Source organism: Lentzea sp. NBRC 102530, assembly GCF_030269365.1.
In the GTDB taxonomy this organism is placed as follows: domain Bacteria; phylum Actinomycetota; class Actinomycetes; order Mycobacteriales; family Pseudonocardiaceae; genus Lentzea.
This window is the reverse complement of the sequence record NZ_BSTF01000004.1, coordinates 56,082-71,198: the sequence shown is the minus strand read 5'-3', so window position 1 is coordinate 71,198 and position 15,117 is coordinate 56,082. Positions and strand designations below refer to the sequence as shown.

Below are 15,117 nucleotides of genomic sequence, written 5' to 3'. Positions count from 1 at the left end.
GGCTGTAAGGCGAGCGCACCGGAGTGCGCTCGCCTTGGGGGTGTCAGCTCAGCTCAGTCGCCGTGCGGGTTCTGCACCGAGACGTGGACGTGGTCGTAGTGGCCGGCCGTCACGCCGCCGACGTTGTAGTTGCGCCAGCCCTCGGACGCGCGGGCGACGCTCCAGATCTTGCCCTGCCAGATGACGTACCGGACGTCGAGCTTCGAGGCGTGCTTCTGCAGCCAGTAGGCGAGCTTCCAGCCCTGCGCCTTCTGCGCCTCGGTCGGGTAGGTGCCGATCGCGTTGGAGATAGTGCAGTCGAGCGCGTTGCCGGTGTTGTGGTTGCTCGTCGACGACTCGTAGCTGCGGTAGTCGCCCACCCAGCACTGCTTCTCGCCGGTCTTCGAGGCGATCTGGTCGTCGATGAACTGCGTGCGCTTGGTCGCCTGCGGCGCGCGTGCCGTGGCCGACGGGTGCGGGTTGGTCTCCGGCGCCGGGTAGGTGCCGGGCGACGGGTCGGGGTCGTTGCCCGCGTCACCGATGCGGTGGGAGGCGTTCTCGTTCTTGAGCTCCGCCTTCAGGTTGCCCTTGGCACCGGCCGCGAACGTCTGCTTCGCGCCACCGTAGTTGCTGTTGTAGAACACGGTGACGGCCTTGTTGGTCTTGTTCCAGACCGACGCCGCGTTGTTCTTGACGCAGACACCCTGCCCGTTGCCCGCGCTCTTGAACTCGTAGCAGCTCGGCTGCGCGTCACCGTAGTCGGCGACCGAGTCGGCGAAGTCCGACACCGACCCGGCCTGGTCGCTGTTGTAGAACAGGCAGAACTCGCCCGTCTCGCAGGACCCGTTCCGGTCCGTCGCCGCGTTCGCGACGCCCGCCCCGAACGACGCGCCCACCAGCGCGCCCATCAACGCCACAAAAGTCATTTTCTTCAGCACGGGACCGAGGATTCCGAGGCGCGCTGACATCCCGCTGACACCGGCAGCAACCGATCTGTCAGGGCACACTGGAGGCATGAGCGACAGGTGGAGCGCACTGCCCGAACGCCCGGAGCCCGCGGAGTGGGTGGCCGAGAAGGACACCAACCCCGTGCCCGGTGCCATCGAGGAAGCGGAGGGCGACCGGGAGCTGCGGGAGGCGCGGCACGTGATCGAACGAGGCTTCTGACTACTCGCAGGCGACGCCGTCGTTGTCCCGGTCGAGCGCGGCCCGATAGCCCGGCTGACCTCGGTAGAGCGGCGCTGCGCCCGCTGCTTTGGCGGCCGAGCAGTTCGCGTAGTAGGCGGGTGCGGGCGCGGGCGGTGCGGGCGCCGGTTGCGGCTGGGGCTGCGGCACGGCGGGTCGCGGTGCGGGCTGCTGCACCACGGGCGGTGCCACGACCGGCGCGGGCTTCACGTCGAGCCCGCCGCACGACGGCCCCCAGAAGCCCATCGACGCCGCCTTGGCCGTCGCCTGCGCGGTCTGGATCGCCGCGTCCGCGCCGTCGGCCGCCCGGCCGACGCCCTGGCTCACGGCGAGCGTCGCGTAGTCCTTGCCGTCCGCGAGCACGAGACTCGACGACACCGCCTTGACGGGCTTGCCCACCAGCGTCTTCGTCGCGAACTCGACGGCCGACGCCGCCCAGCACTCGCCCGGCTGAGCAAGCCCGGCCAGCAGGACCTTGCCCCCGTTGGACAACATCACCGTCCGGCCGTCCACAACGGACTGCACGGTCACCGGCGGCGCGGTGGTCGTCGTCGTGGTCGTGGTGGTGGTCGTGGTGGACGAGGAGAGGCCGGACGCGAGCCCGGTGGGTTCCGCGGTGCCGCACGCGGACACCACGAGCACGACCCCGGCCGCGACCGCGGCGCCCTTCGACAGCTGCGTGAGAACGGTCATGGCCGCCACATCGCGACCTTCACCATCCGTTGTTACACAAGTCCATTCGACTGGGCATAAAGCGCGGCCTGCGTGCGATCCCGCAGCCCGAGCCGTCCGAGGATGCGCGAGATGTGGTTCTTCACCGTGCCCTCGGACAGGTGCAGCCGGTCGGCGATCTCGCGGTTCGTGGCACCCGAGGCGACCAGCCGCAGCACCTCGGCCTCCCGCACGGTCAACGGTTCGCGGTCCCCGGTCCGTTCCAGCGCGGCCGCCAGCCGGGCAGCCGCGGCCGGGTCGAACTGGGCCACGCCGGCGGCGGCCAGCCGCACGGCCGCCGCGAGTTCCTGCGACGGCAGGTCCTTCAGCAGGTAGCCGGTGGCGCCCGCGCGCAACGAGCGCACCACGTAGTCCTCGTCGTCGAACGTCGTCAGCATGACCACGCGGCACGACGGCGCGCGGCGGCGCAGCACCGCCACCGCCTCGACACCGTCCATGCCGGGCATCCGCACGTCCATCAGCACCACGTCCGGGGTCAGCAGCACGGCCTGCTCCACGGCCTCGTGCCCGTCGGCGGCGGTGCCCACGACCTCGATGCCGGGTTGCAGTCCCAGCAACGACGCGATGCCCTCGCGGATCAGGCGCTGGTCGTCGACGACCAGCACGCGCGTCACGCAGGCCCCGGGATCGTCACGGTCAGCACCGTTCCGGCCGAGGAGCTGGCCAGGTCGACGCGGCCGCCCGCGAGCGCCACCCGTTCCCTCATCCCGAGCAACCCGAACCCCTCCGCCGCCGCGCCCATGCCCCGCCCATCATCGGTCACGGTCAGCACCGCGCGCTCGGCGTCCAGCGCGACCGCGACGGCGATGTGCGTGGCCTCGGCGTGGCGGCGGGCGTTGGTGATGCCCTCCTGGGCTGCCCGGTACAACGCGTGCAACGCGCCGGTGCCGAAGGAGTCCGGTGCACCGCTGACCGTCAGCGTCACGTCGCCCGCGGCCAGTTCCTCCAAAGCGGACGGCAGCGAGAACGACCGCAGCGACCTCACCGACTCGCGCACCTCGCTCAACGCCCGTCGCGCGGACCGGGAAGCGTCCAGCAGGGCGGCCTTCGACGTGTCCGGCGAGCGGTCGTGGAACGCGGAGGCCTTCTCCAGCTGCACCACGATCGCGGTCAGGTGGTGGCCGAGGTCGTCGTGCAGGTCCCGCGCCACCCGCGCCCGTTCCGCCGCCGCCGACAGCTCGGCGATCGTCCGTTGCGACTCCTGCAGCCGGACCCGCCCGTCCCGTTCCCGCACGGCCACCGCCGCCATCGTCAGCGTGAGCACCAGCCCGACCACGAACATCACCAGGTCGGACGTCTGCTCGAGGTGCGCGTACCAGTCCGGCGTGCTCACCACGGCGACACCCAGGCACGCCACGGCCAGCGCGACGGCCACCCGGAGCCCGAACGCGAAGTAGGCCGTGAAAGGCACCAGCAGCAACAACAGGCGCGCGAGCCCGGAACCGTCCACAAAGGCCAGTCCGGTGTACAAAGCCGTCCGCGACAGCAACAAGAGAACAGCCACCGGACGAGGTGTGCGCACCGGATACCGGCGGAACTCGAAGACGTCCACGGCCACCAGCAGCAGGAGCCCGCCGACGAACCACGGCAGCCGGGTGTCGCCGAGCCCGGACACACCGGCGTACACCCCCGCGACCAGCACGGCGGCGCACATCACCGGCGACACCCAGAACGCCGGCCGCGAGGTGTTCATGCCGCTCAGGCTAGTGCCGGACGAGCGGACCACACCGAAACCGACAGCCACACCAGCACCACCGCGCACGCCACGTGCACCAGCGCGGACACCGGCGTGTCCGGCAGCACCGCGAACACCGCCAGCAGCACGAACCCGATCCCGTACCCCCACGAGGGCACCACCGGGAACACCTTCGCCCGCACCAGCGACACCCCGAACAGCACGCTGCCGAGCACGAACACCACCGACCCGGCCTTCAGCACCAGAGCCGTCAGCGGCGCCACCGGCCCGTCCGAGAAGAAGATCACCAGGTTCACCGCGAAGGCCACCCCGGTGAACACCCCGAGCCCCAGCAGGTTCGCGGCGAACGCGAACGCCCCGAACCGTCCCGACGCGTGCGCCTGGTGCCCGTGCAACGCGAGCACCGCCGGTGCCCCGAAGGCCGTCCCCAGCCCGATCACCGCGCTGGTGAACGCCGTCTCGCCGGTGAAGGCCTCGACGGCCCCCGGCACCCCGATCGACAGGGCGAGCACGATCCCGCACACGGCCCCGAACTTCGGCAAGAAGATGTTGTCCGTCACGCCACCGAAGCTACGAAGACCCCACCGGTGCCCAGAAGTCCCGACCGGCCACCACGAACGCCGGAGGTCACGCCGTCAGGGGTGCCGTTCGGCACGTGCCTCCAGGTACGCCGCGACCCGCTGCACGCCCTCGGTCAGGTGCTCCGGCGAGGCCGCCAGCGACAACCGCACGTACCCCTCGCCCAGGACGCCGAACGCCGTTCCCGGTGCCACGGCGACCTTGTGCGAGGCCAGCAGCCCGAGCGCGAAGTCCCGTGCCGCACCGGGCCTGGTGTCGCGGATGTCGACCCAGCCGTAGAACGCACCGGCGGGTGTCGGCATGACCAGCCCCGCCGACTTCGCCTGCTGCGTCACGAGATCACGACGTTCGCGGTAGCACGCCAGCATGTGCGCGACGCAGTCCTGCGGTCCGTCCAGCGCGGCGAACGCGGCGTGCTGGGTCGGCGCGTTGACGCACGCGACGATCGTCTCCTGCACCTTGGTGATCGTCGCGGCCACCGTCCGCGGCACGACGAGGTAGCCGATGCGCCAGCCCGTCATCGCGTAGGTCTTGGAGAAGCTGTAGACGGCGATCGTGCGTTCCGGCGCGAACAACGCCGGGCTGGTGCACGGCGCGTCGAACACGATCTCGTCGTAGCACTCGTCGGAGATCAGCCAGAGGTCGTGCCGCCGCGCGAACTCCGCCAGCGCCTCGACGCGGTCGCGGTCCGCGACCGTGCCGATCGGGTTCGACGGCGAGTTGACCACCAGCACCTTGGTGCGCGGCGTGACCAGCCGTTCCAGCGTCTCGAGGTCCGGCTGGAACCCCGTCGCGGCCGTGAGCGGGTAGTGCACCGCCGACAGCCCTTGGAGCCGGGCCATCATCACGTAGTTGGGCCACGCCGGGTCCGGCAGCAGCACCTCGTCGCCGGGCGCCGCCACCGCGGCCAGCGCGGCGTAGATGCCCTGCGTCGCCCCCTGGCTGACGAAGACCTGCCCGGGATCGGCCGCGAAGCCGTTGCGCGCCAGCACCTTCGCGGCCAGCGCCTCGCGCAGGAACGGCAGTCCGGTGTTCGGCACGTAGTGCGTGGCACCGTCCGAGGCCGCCCGCAGACCGGCCTCGACGACGTGCGGCGGCGTGGCGAAGTCGGGATCGCCGATCTCCAGCCGGATCACGTCCGGGCGGCCAAACGCCAGGTCCATCACCTCGCGGATGCCGGAGGCGGGCAACGCGGTCGCCAGCGGGTTCACCCGACGGCCCCTTCCTGGGTGCGGCGGCGGATCGTGGGTCCGAGCAGGAGCTGACCGCAGGCGGCGGCCAGGCACAGTCCGAGGCAGGTCAGCCACAGCACCGGCGCGCCGTGGACCAGCAGCTGCGTGCCGCCGAGCGGCGCGGCGAACGCGGCCACGCCCCAGGCCGTGCCGTACACGCCGTTGTAGCGGCCACGCAGGTGGGCGGGCGCGAGGTCGGCCACCAGAGCGACACCCACCGAGTGGATGATGATCTCGCCCAGCGTCCAGACGACCACGCACACCGCGTACGCCCACGTCGTGGACGCGAAGGTCATCGCGCCGTAGCCGATGCCGAGCACGGTGATGCCCGCGGCGAGCGTCCGCGAGCGGTCGAGCCCGCCGAGCCGGTGACCGAGGAACGGCTGCATCACGACGATCGCGATGCCGTTGATCGCCATCACGACGCCGTAGGAGGCCGTCGACAGCCCGTCGGCGTTCATCGCCAGCGGCAGCGTGGCGAGGCACTGCAGGAACGCGAACCCGGCGATCAGCGTGATCACGAAGACGGCGAGCATCGCCCGGTCCCGCAGCACGTCCGCGAAGCTGCCCGGTTCGGTGTCCGCGGCCACGACCCGCGAGCCGGTCTCCGGGATCGCCCGCCACACCAGGAGTCCGAAGAGGACACACGTGGCGGCGTTGGCCCAGAACAACGTGCTGAACCCGGCCTTGGCCATCGTGCCGCCGAGCACCATGGCGACCGAGAAGCCCAGGTTCACCGCCCACAGCAGCAACCCGAACGCGCGGGTGCGTTCGGCGGCCGGTACGAGGTCGGCGACGATCGCCTGCGACGCCGGGCGGAACGAGTCGATCGCCAGGCCGAGCACCGCCGAGCACACGACGATCGCGGTGAGGCTCTCGGCGTACCCGAGGGCGAGCATCGTCGCGCCGGTGACCAGCATGCCGCCGGTCAGCGTGGCGCGCCGGCCGACCCTGTCGGCCAGGATCCCGCCGATGAGCTGCGAGAACATCTGGCCGACACCCACCACGGCGAGCACGACGCCCGCCGTGGTGACCGGCAGGTTCCTGCCGCTGGTCAGGTACAGGGACAGGAACGGCAGCACCATCGTGCCGAGCCTGTTGACCAGGGTGCCGGTCCACAGGAACCAGAACGCCCTGGGCAGCCCGCCCAGTCTGGTGTGGACGAACTCAGCTGTTGCCGTCACCGCTCGATCCCTTGAAGGAACTGAAGGACTTGGTCAGCGCGCGCACGGTCTCGTCCGGCCCGACGAGCCCGACGGCGATCACGCCGAGCTCCTCCGTGCCGGACTTCCCGACCAGCTCGACGTAGGAGTCGAAGCTGTTGCTCAGTCCCCTGCCCGCGCTGCTGAACACCGCGTTCGGCACGCCCACCTCGGTGGCGGCGCCGATCAGCTTCGTGACCTGACCCGGCCGTCCGGTGAGGACCACCGTGTTGAACCGGATGCCCGCGTGCCGCACACCGTCGGCGTCGGTGACGCCCTTGCCCTCGAACAGGTCCGGCTCCAGGTGAGCGAGCTGGCCCATCAGGATCGCGGCGGCGTTGGCCACGGCGGCGGCGTCGAGCGTCTTGTGCACCACGATGGCGGCACGGAGCAGGTCGGTCACACTTGATCCTTTCGGCGGAACACCACGAACCCCATCGGCGTGCCCGCGGACAACACCTTGACGGTCCGCAGACCGTAGTGGTCGGCCGAGGTCTGGTTCGTCACGGCGCCCGCCGGGCCGTCGTGCTCCACGGCCTCGCGGCAGGCCGCGCTGTTCGACGTGGAGTGCACGGCCTTGCGCACGCCGAGGGTCTCGACGAGCGTGCGCGTGGCCGGGTGGTGGTAGACGACGTCGAGTTCGTGCTCCTGCGTCCCCTCCGGCACGGCGAACACCATGTCCGGCAACGTTCCCAGGAACGTCTCGACCGCGTGCAGCACGGGGTCGAAGAAGAACCCGCGGATCTCGGGGTACGCGGAGGGCACGAGCAGCACGTCGTGCCGTCCCTCCCGCACCCCGTCGGCGGCCAGTTCGAAAGCCGGATAACCGACCACCGATCTGGCGCGGCCACGAGCCCACTGACGGCCGACGGTGACGCTGCAGGTCAGTCCGGCGGCGTCGTCGGCCAGCGTGGCCACGGAGTCGAACGGCGGGTCGAAGGCGAGGTCCTCGTGGAAGGCGGCAAGTCCCTGAGTCACCTGAGCGGTCCCCTCAAACGGATTCGGTGAGTTCGTAGAAGCCCGCGCCGTCCAGGTACCTCGTCGTGCCCAGATCGCGCATGACGATCTCGTCCACCTCGTGCATGAAGGTGACGATGATCGGATAGGTCGTGTCGTCCACCGTGCGGCGCAGGTGCTGGCCCGGTTTCGTGAGCTCCCACATCTCGTGGAAGCTCTCCAGCGCCTTGATCTGCTCGATCGCGCGGTAGCTCTTCAGGGTGCCCTCGACCGGTGAGATCAGTGCGGCCCAGGAGTAGTGGCGCTGGATCTCGTAGTCCTCGTCGACCCGCTTCTCGAACCGTTCGGGACGCAGGCACGCGTCGACCAGCCAGTCGAACTGCGACTCGCCGATCGCGAGGCGCGCGTAGTGCGGCAGGTCGCCGCCGGACAGCCGGGCGCCGACCTCGATCAGGCACGGCCCCTGCGGCGTGAGCTTGAGCTCGACGTGCGCCGCCCCGTGCCGGATGCCGACGGCGTCGAGCACCGCGAACGCGTACTCGACCAGCGCGTCGTGGTGCGGGCCCCGGCGCGGCACGAGGTAGCAGGCGCCGGACAGGTCCGTGATGCCGTTGACCGAGAACCGCTGGCTCTTCCAGATGTCGCAGACGTGGTGCCGTCCGTCGAGGCTCACCGTGTTGACGATGAACTCGGCGCCCACCAGGTACTCCTGGGCGACGACGACGTCGTTGTCCTCGGAGAACAGGTTCTGCCTGCTGGTGATCGCCTCGAGGGCCGCGACCGACTGCTCGGGCGTGTCGCAGAACGAGACCCCGTCGCCGCCGGCGCTGCGCACGGGCTTGACCACGGCGCGTCCCCGCAGCCGCCGGTGCCACTCCGCGAGTTCTTCGGGGTCACCGGTGCGGATCTGCTTCGCCGCCTTGAGCCCAGCGGCCCGGACGGTCTCGACCATGGTCGCCTTGTCCCTGCGCGCCAGGCTGAGAGCGGTTCCGTTGCCGGGCACGCCGAGCGCCTCGGCGAGCACGTCGGTGAACGCCACCCCGTACTCGCCGCCCGCGACCACCGCGACCGGGTCGTACCGGCGCAGCACCTCGACGGTCTTCTCCAGGTCGCCGTCGTGCACCACGTTCTCGACGTAGTTCTCCAGCGTCGGCGAGGAAGACCGGTACACGCCGGGCGCGTCGGGCGCGCTCTGCACCCGGACGCACCGCGCGCCGGCCGCGATGAAGGCGGGAGCGATGTGCCGCGCGGTCTGCGGCACGCCGTGGTCAGCCGTCTCGTAGGTGTCCACGAGCACGACGAAGTCGTCGTCCAAAGTTGTTGCCCCCACTGGCATTCGAAGGGCGCCGGCCTCCCCAGGCAGCGCCAGCCGCGAACCTACCCGCGCGCCGCGCGTGGCGTGATGTCACGGCGGTTAATTGCCGATCGAACCACCCGATCAGCCTAAAGTGCCCACCATGTGGGCACTTTAGCGTCCACAAAGGACGATCAACCGCGCGATTCCGTCACAGCGGACAGCCCACCGTACCGCGCGGCCAGCGCCGTGCCGATCGACGCCAGGTGCTCCAGCACCCCGGGCGGCCCGGTGACCTCGAGCCAGTCGACCAGCCCGGCGAGCTCACCGGCCAGCGCGTACTCGCTGTACCCGCGGATCACGACCTCGACGCGCCCACCGGCCGCGGCACCCACCTCGAGCCGGTCCCCGACCACCGTCCGCAGCAACCCGGTGGCGTGCGGCACGCACAGCCCCCAGGCCTCGACGGGCGTGCGCCTGCGATCCACCTCGTCGGCGATCTCACGCCAGCAGGCGGCCAGGTCGAACCCCTCGGGCCGGTCCACCGGTTCGTCGGTCGGCTCCACGCTCCACACGCGGTCGACCCGGAACGTCCGCCGCCCCGCCTCCGTCCCCGCGACGAGGTACCACGACGGCCCCTTCGCGACGACGCCCAGCGGGTCGACGGTCCGCACGGTCTCGGCACCGGCGCGGTCGACGTACCCGAGCCGCACCCGCACCCCGCGGATCACCGCGTCCTGCACCTCGTCGAGGAAGCCCGGCGGCCGTTGCTCGACCCGGCCCGCACCCCACCGCTGCGGATCCACGACCAACGACGAAGAAGCCGCCTCGGCCTGCCCCCGGAACGGCTCCGGCAGGGCCTGCACCAGCTTGCGCAGAGCGGCCCTGACCGCCGGCGTGGCCGCCGAAGCCTGCCCGGCCACCAGGAACAAGGCCCGCGCCTCACCGGCGGTCAACCCGGACAGGTCGGTCCGCGCACCCCCCACGAGCCGCCACCCACCACCACGTCCCTGCACGGAGTACACGGGCACGCCTGCCATGCCCAAGGCGTCCAGGTACCGGCGAGCGGTCCGCTCGGAGACCTCCAACTCCCGCGCGACCTCCGCCGCCGTCACCTGCCCCCGCCGTTGCAACAGCAGCAGCACCGCCACCAACCGGTCAGTCCCCACACCGGCAACACTCGCACGAAAACCGGTCACGAGCTGACCGGTTAAACCCCGCAAGATCCCGCCATGACCACTTTCCCGACGCCCACCCTGATCCCGGTCAACGGCGTGGAGCTCGAAGTCTTCGAAGCAGGCACCGGCAAGCCCGTGGTGCTCTGCCACGGCTGGCCGGAACACGCCCGCTCCTGGCGTCACCAGATGCCCGCCCTGGCCGCCGCGGGCCACCACGTCATCGCCCCGAACCAACGCGGCTACGGCAACTCCGCACGCCCGTCCGAGGTGACGGCCTACGACATCGAACACCTGACCGGCGACCTGGTCGCCCTCCTCGACCACCACGGCTACGAGGACGCCACCTTCATCGGTCACGACTGGGGCGCCTACGTCGTGTGGGCAATGGCCCTGCTGCACCCGACGCGCGTCAACAGGGTGATCAACCTGAGCCTGCCGTACCCCGACCCCGCGGCGATGCCGTCGATCGACTTCATGGAGAGCGTCCTGGGCGGCGACTACTACTTCGTGCACTTCAACCGGCACCCCGGCGTCGCCGACGCGGCGTTCGAAGCGAACACCGCCCGTTTTCTCCGCAACCTGTACCGAACGCCCGCGTCAGCCGTCCCGCTGATCGACCTGGCCACGGCGGAACTCCAGCCCGGCGAGCCCGTGCTGCCCGAGCCCGAACTGGCCGTCCTCGCCGCCGCCTTCGAGTCGTCGGGCTTCACCGGCGGCATCAACTGGTACCGCAACTTCGACCGCAACGTGCAACTGCTCCAGCGCGCCGACCCGATCGTCCGCCAGCCCACCCTCATGATCTACGGCGACCGCGACACGATCCCGAAGTCGCCTACCCTGGCGGACTTCGTGCCCGAGGTGGACGTGGTCAGCCTGGACTGCGGCCACTGGATCCAGCAGGAACTGCCGGACGAGACGACCCAGGCGATCCTGAAGTGGCTGGAGCAGAACCCCGGCTGACCGGCCCTGGAGCTAGCGATCGGCGGACGGACACGAGGACCCGTCCGCCGGCAGCTCCAGCGACACCAGGTACCTGTCGCTGACCCGTCGGGTGCACTCGCTGCGGTTGTACACACCATGTCCCGCGCCTTCGTACGTCACGAACACGGTCGCGTCGCGTTGCCGGCGACGCACGGACATCGCCTCGTCGTGCGGCGTAGCGGGATCGTGCCTGCTGTTGAGCAGCAGAGCGGGCAGTTCGGTGCGCATCACACCGGGCCGTTGCGGCAACCGGGCGTCCGGGCCACCGAGGCATTCGGTCATCGCCAGGTTGCCGCGCAGGGATCCGTCCGTGTGAGGGGAGATCCTGTTCTCGAGCCGGGTCAGCGCCCGGTACTCGGCGAAGGCGCGCACGCGGAACCCCCGGTCGGCGCACCTGATCGCGGTGGCCGCCATCGGGAACAGGAAGGTGTCGTCACCCGCGGTCGCATGAGGCACGACACCACCCATGTGCATCGCGTGCACGCGAGCACTGAGCTCGGCCCAGTCCGGAACGGAAGCGAGGGACGTCACCGTGTTGCTGAGGTCGTGAACCGTCAGACGACGATCGGGGTCGTCCGGCGCGACGAGCTCACCACGAGCTGCTTTCGCCATCAGTTCGTCCCACAGCGCAACAACATCCTTGCCGTGCAGAGGAGACGACGCCGTGCGCTCGTTCCACCGTCGCCACTGCTCGAACGAGTCGGCGGCCGCACGGGCGACCGAGGCGACGTGGGCACGGGCGTTCACCCCGCGGTTGACCACCGAGTCCAGCACCATCGCCCGTACGTGTGCCCCGTGGAGTTCGGCGAGGCGTTGGCCGATGACCGTGCCGTAGGACAGCCCGTAGTAACTGATCCGGGACTCCTTCAGCGCACGGCGGAGCGCGTCGACATCGGCAACGACCTCGTCGGTCGACACGTGGTCGATGATCGGACCTGAACGCCTCGCGCAGTCCTCACGCAGTTCCTTGCCGTGCTTGACCAACGCGTCGAAACCCGCCTTGTCGGCCGGGTGCGTGGTGGGCCCTCCGAACAGCACTTCAGCCGAGCACCGGACCGGCTGGCTCAGGCCGACACCGCGGGGATCGAACCCGACGACGTCGAACCGCGCCCGCACCTCGGGGCTGAACTTCTGCTCGACGGCGAACGTGAAGTCCACACCGGACTGTCCGGGCCCGCCGGGGTTGACCACCAGCACCCCGATGCGGCGGCTCGGATCCGTGGCCCGGTGGCGGACCAGCGCCATCCCGAACGTGCCGAGACCCGGTTGCTTCACCGAGATCGGCCTGTTCAGCACAGCGCAGTCGAAGCCGGCGCGATCGGGACAGGGTTCCCAGGCCAGCGCCGCGGCTGACGACACCGCCGGCGAGACGGTGGTGAGGGTGGCGACGGCAGCAACTGCCGCCACCCACCGAAAAGCATGGGAGCGCCCAGGCCGGATGCCGCTGAAGTGTCGTCCTTCCGAAAAGAGCTTGATCCTCGCCATTGCCAACAGGGTCGTCAGACTCACTTCCCGATCTCCTCTCAGCGGTGGCGATCACCTTCCGCCACCAGGAGGTCGCTCCACATCGCTCTGCGGTCTGCGGTCCGCGTCGACTTCGGTCGTCCGGTCGCGCTACCTCGGTCGTGGCCGCCACACCAGGAAGTACAGTCAGCCGGCCCTACTTTCGATGCAAACTGGTTCTCCGCACGCCTTTCGCGGGCCGTGGTGGCTGATGATGGAACGGTCACCTGTCCGTCGAGCGCCGACGCCGGCCACCGCGGTGCCCGGTCCGGGAATCCGTGGGCGATCGTGCCGAGCAGATCCGCGGAGGCCGTCATGCCGCCCTTTTCGCAGCCAGCACACCAGTTCCGGCCGCTGCACCGGTGGGCGGCGCTCGGCACCGGCGTGGCCTCGGTCGGCATGCTGCTGTTGCTCCCGGGTGCGGCCGGGACCGGCTCCGGCCTGGTACCCGCCCCCGGGGACGCCGCGTGGTGGGCGGTCGCCGTAGTCCTTTCGATGCAGGCCGCCACGGTCGCCTGGACCACTCGCGCACCGGGGGCGGTGGTGCCGGCGGTGGCGGGAATGGCGCTGGTGCTGATCCCGGCGTCACCGGGGCCCGCGTTCTCGCTGACCGCCGTCGCCGTCATGGCCTCGGTGTTCGTCGCTGTCGCCGCCCGCGGCGTGCGGCCGTTGCGGGGATCGCTGCTCGCCGCGGGAGTGCTGCTGGCCGTGGGGCAGTTCGTCACCGCGAACGCCCGTGGCACGGGTGCGGCCGTCGCCGGCGCGGTGCCGCAGGCGTTGCTGGTGATCGGACTGCCGCTGCTGGCCGGTTCGGTGCTCGTGGCACGCCGGGACCTGCACGAGGCACGACGCCTGGAGCTCGAGGCCCTGCGCCGGGAACAGGAGGCGTTGCTGGAGGCGGCGATCTCACAGCAGCGTGCGGCGATGTCCCGGGAACTGCACGACATCGCCGCGCACCACCTGTCCGGCATCGCGATGATGGCGGCGGCGGTCGCCCGGCAGATCGACACCGACCCCGCCACGGCCAAGCTCTCGGTCGGTCAGATCCGGGAGCAGAGCCGTGCCGTGCTCACCGACCTGCGCCGGCTGGTCGGCCTGTTGCGCGAGGGCGCCGACGTGGCCCGCCCGGCGGAGACCCTCGACGCGGTGACCGCGCTCGTGCGGGCACACCGGGCCGCGGGCGCCGAGATCCGACTCGTGCTGCCCGATCAGCGGGCCGAGGCCGGTCCGCTGGCCCAGCTCGTCGCCTACCGCATGGTGCAGGAGTCGCTGGCGAACGCGGCGGTGCACGCACCGGGCGCACCCTGCACCGTCGAGGTCGGCACGGACGAAGGGGGATGGCTCCCGATCAGCGTGCGCAACGGAGTGCCCCGCGCTCCGGACCAGGGCCCCGGCAGCGGTTTCGGCCTGGTCGGCATGGCCGAACGGGCTCAGCTGGTCGGAGCTGCCCTCGACCACGGCCCCACCGCGGAAGGTGGCTGGGAGGTGCGCCTGAGGTTGCCGCTCGGCGAGACGGTCGGTGCGGCGAACGGGGCCGGCGACGCCCACGAGGAGCCTGCCCGCCACCGGTGAACCGACGTGCGTGAGCGACTCGGTTGCACCTTTCGATGGCACCGCAACGCTTCGGTCTTTGGCATCTCGGTACCGGCCCGTCAGCCGCAGAGGATTGCGGCATGACGATCTCGGAACACACCCCGCCGCCGGCCACACCCGGTCACCTGACAACGGATCCGCGCGGTTCCGGCGGGCTGCTCGGACCGCTGCGCCGACATCCGCTGCTGAGCTTCTTCGTGCTCGCCAACCTGCTGAGCTGGCTCGCCTGGACCCCTTACATCCTGTCCGGGAACGGGCTCGGCCTGTGGGACCACCGCTTCCCCGAGGTGTTCGGGACCAGCCAGTTCGCCGGTGTGCTGCCCGGTGCCTACCTCGGCCCGATCGTCTCGGCCCTGGTGGTCACCGCGGTCGCGGACGGGCGAGCGGGGCTGCGGCGGTGGCTGGGCCGGATGTGGCGCTGGCGGGTCAACTGGCGCTGGTACGCGTTCTGCCTGCTGGCGGTACCGGTGGCGATGCTGCTCGCGGGACTGGCCTACACGGGCGGGCAGATCGCGGCTCCCTCGATGGTGGCCGTGGCCGCCTACGTCCCGGGCCTCCTGCTCCAGATGATCACCACGGGGCTCGCGGAGGAACCGGGCTGGCGCGACTTCGCGCTGCCCCGGATGCAACGCCGGTTCGGGCCGCTGGCCGGAACGATGATCCTCGGTCCGCTGTGGGCGGCGTGGCACCTGCCGCTGTTCCTGACCGACTGGGGCGGCTGGTCCGACGCGAACTGGACCCGCCCGGTCGTGTTCGTGGTGTTCTGCGTGACGTTCAACGTGATCATGACGTGGGTCTTCAACCGCACCGGGGAAAGCCTGCCGCTCGCGATGCTGCTGCACGTCAGCGCGAACAACTTCGCCTCGATCATCTGGACGCAGACGTTCCCGACGATCACCGCCGACCGCGCGATGCAGGTGATGGCGGCCGGCTCCGTCGTCGCCGCGGTCCTGGTGCTGGCCGGCACCCGCGGCCGGCTCGGCTACCGCCCACCGGCCCGATGACC

General features: G+C 70.9%; 16 protein-coding genes. 4 read left to right on the top strand and 12 right to left on the bottom strand.

The features are described from left to right. Positions 1 to 53: 53 nt before the first annotated feature. Positions 54 to 917: a peptidase inhibitor family I36 protein gene (locus QSK25_RS11690; protein ID WP_285637803.1), complete on the bottom strand. Its 864-nt coding sequence runs from the start codon at positions 915 to 917 to the stop codon at positions 54 to 56. A gap of 76 nt (positions 918 to 993) precedes the next feature. On the opposite strand from QSK25_RS11690, the gene QSK25_RS11685 reads away from it, so the two are divergent. Beyond that, positions 994 to 1,146: a hypothetical protein gene (locus QSK25_RS11685; RefSeq protein ID WP_285637801.1), complete on the top strand. Its 153-nt coding sequence runs from the start codon at positions 994 to 996 to the stop codon at positions 1,144 to 1,146. On the opposite strand, the gene QSK25_RS11680 is transcribed toward QSK25_RS11685, so the two are convergent. From QSK25_RS11680 to QSK25_RS11635, 10 genes are all read right to left on the bottom strand, one after another. Further along, positions 1,147 to 1,857 (bottom strand): excalibur calcium-binding domain-containing protein, encoded by a 711-nt coding sequence (locus tag QSK25_RS11680; protein ID WP_285637799.1) that lies wholly within the window; start codon positions 1,855 to 1,857, stop codon positions 1,147 to 1,149. A 32-nt stretch (positions 1,858 to 1,889) separates the two neighbouring features. Then, positions 1,890 to 2,510, bottom strand: coding sequence for a response regulator transcription factor (locus tag QSK25_RS11675; RefSeq protein WP_285637797.1), 621 nt, complete (start codon positions 2,508 to 2,510; stop codon positions 1,890 to 1,892). After that, positions 2,507 to 3,589 (bottom strand): sensor histidine kinase, encoded by a 1,083-nt coding sequence (locus QSK25_RS11670; RefSeq protein WP_285637795.1) that lies wholly within the window; start codon positions 3,587 to 3,589, stop codon positions 2,507 to 2,509. The genes QSK25_RS11675 and QSK25_RS11670 overlap by 4 nt, the downstream gene beginning before the upstream one ends. A 5-nt stretch (positions 3,590 to 3,594) precedes the next feature. Next, positions 3,595 to 4,152: a hypothetical protein gene (locus QSK25_RS11665; RefSeq protein ID WP_285637793.1), complete on the bottom strand. Its 558-nt coding sequence runs from the start codon at positions 4,150 to 4,152 to the stop codon at positions 3,595 to 3,597. A 75-nt stretch (positions 4,153 to 4,227) separates the two neighbouring features. Continuing rightward, on the bottom strand, positions 4,228 to 5,382 hold the full coding sequence (locus QSK25_RS11660; protein ID WP_285637791.1) for a pyridoxal phosphate-dependent aminotransferase: 1,155 nt from the start codon (positions 5,380 to 5,382) through the stop codon (positions 4,228 to 4,230). Continuing rightward, positions 5,379 to 6,587 carry an MDR family MFS transporter gene (locus QSK25_RS11655; RefSeq protein WP_285637789.1) on the bottom strand — a complete coding sequence of 403 codons (1,209 nt, stop codon included), beginning with the start codon at positions 6,585 to 6,587 and terminating at the stop codon, positions 5,379 to 5,381. The genes QSK25_RS11660 and QSK25_RS11655 overlap by 4 nt, the downstream gene beginning before the upstream one ends. Beyond that, positions 6,571 to 7,008: a DUF2000 family protein gene (locus QSK25_RS11650; RefSeq protein ID WP_285637787.1), complete on the bottom strand. Its 438-nt coding sequence runs from the start codon at positions 7,006 to 7,008 to the stop codon at positions 6,571 to 6,573. The genes QSK25_RS11655 and QSK25_RS11650 overlap by 17 nt, the downstream gene beginning before the upstream one ends. Beyond that, positions 7,005 to 7,583, bottom strand: coding sequence for a hypothetical protein (locus QSK25_RS11645; protein WP_285637785.1), 579 nt, complete (start codon positions 7,581 to 7,583; stop codon positions 7,005 to 7,007). Before QSK25_RS11645 ends, QSK25_RS11650 begins: the two co-directional genes overlap by 4 nt. A gap of 13 nt (positions 7,584 to 7,596) precedes the next feature. Next, complete coding sequence (locus QSK25_RS11640) at positions 7,597 to 8,877, bottom strand: ATP-grasp domain-containing protein (protein ID WP_285637783.1); 1,281 nt, start codon at positions 8,875 to 8,877, stop codon at positions 7,597 to 7,599. Positions 8,878 to 9,050: 173 nt separating this feature from the next. After that, the gene (locus tag QSK25_RS11635) at positions 9,051 to 10,025 is read right to left on the bottom strand and encodes a helix-turn-helix transcriptional regulator (RefSeq protein ID WP_285637781.1); all 975 of its coding nucleotides are present in this window, start codon (positions 10,023 to 10,025) and stop codon (positions 9,051 to 9,053) included. Positions 10,026 to 10,088: 63 nt separating this feature from the next. Between QSK25_RS11635 and QSK25_RS11630 the strand changes: the two genes are divergently transcribed. Then, positions 10,089 to 10,994 (top strand): alpha/beta fold hydrolase, encoded by a 906-nt coding sequence (locus QSK25_RS11630; protein WP_285637779.1) that lies wholly within the window; start codon positions 10,089 to 10,091, stop codon positions 10,992 to 10,994. Between the two features lie 12 nt (positions 10,995 to 11,006). Here QSK25_RS11630 and QSK25_RS11625 read toward each other — a convergent pair whose 3' ends face one another. After that, a complete protein-coding gene (locus QSK25_RS11625; protein ID WP_285637777.1) occupies positions 11,007 to 12,422 on the bottom strand; it encodes an alpha/beta fold hydrolase in 1,416 nt (471 codons plus the stop codon). A 411-nt stretch (positions 12,423 to 12,833) separates the two neighbouring features. On the opposite strand from QSK25_RS11625, the gene QSK25_RS11620 reads away from it, so the two are divergent. Next, a complete protein-coding gene (locus QSK25_RS11620; protein ID WP_285637775.1) occupies positions 12,834 to 14,090 on the top strand; it encodes a sensor histidine kinase in 1,257 nt (418 codons plus the stop codon). Between the two features lie 101 nt (positions 14,091 to 14,191). Then, positions 14,192 to 15,115 (top strand): CPBP family intramembrane glutamic endopeptidase, encoded by a 924-nt coding sequence (locus QSK25_RS11615; protein WP_285637773.1) that lies wholly within the window; start codon positions 14,192 to 14,194, stop codon positions 15,113 to 15,115. Positions 15,116 to 15,117: the final 2 nt, after the last annotated feature.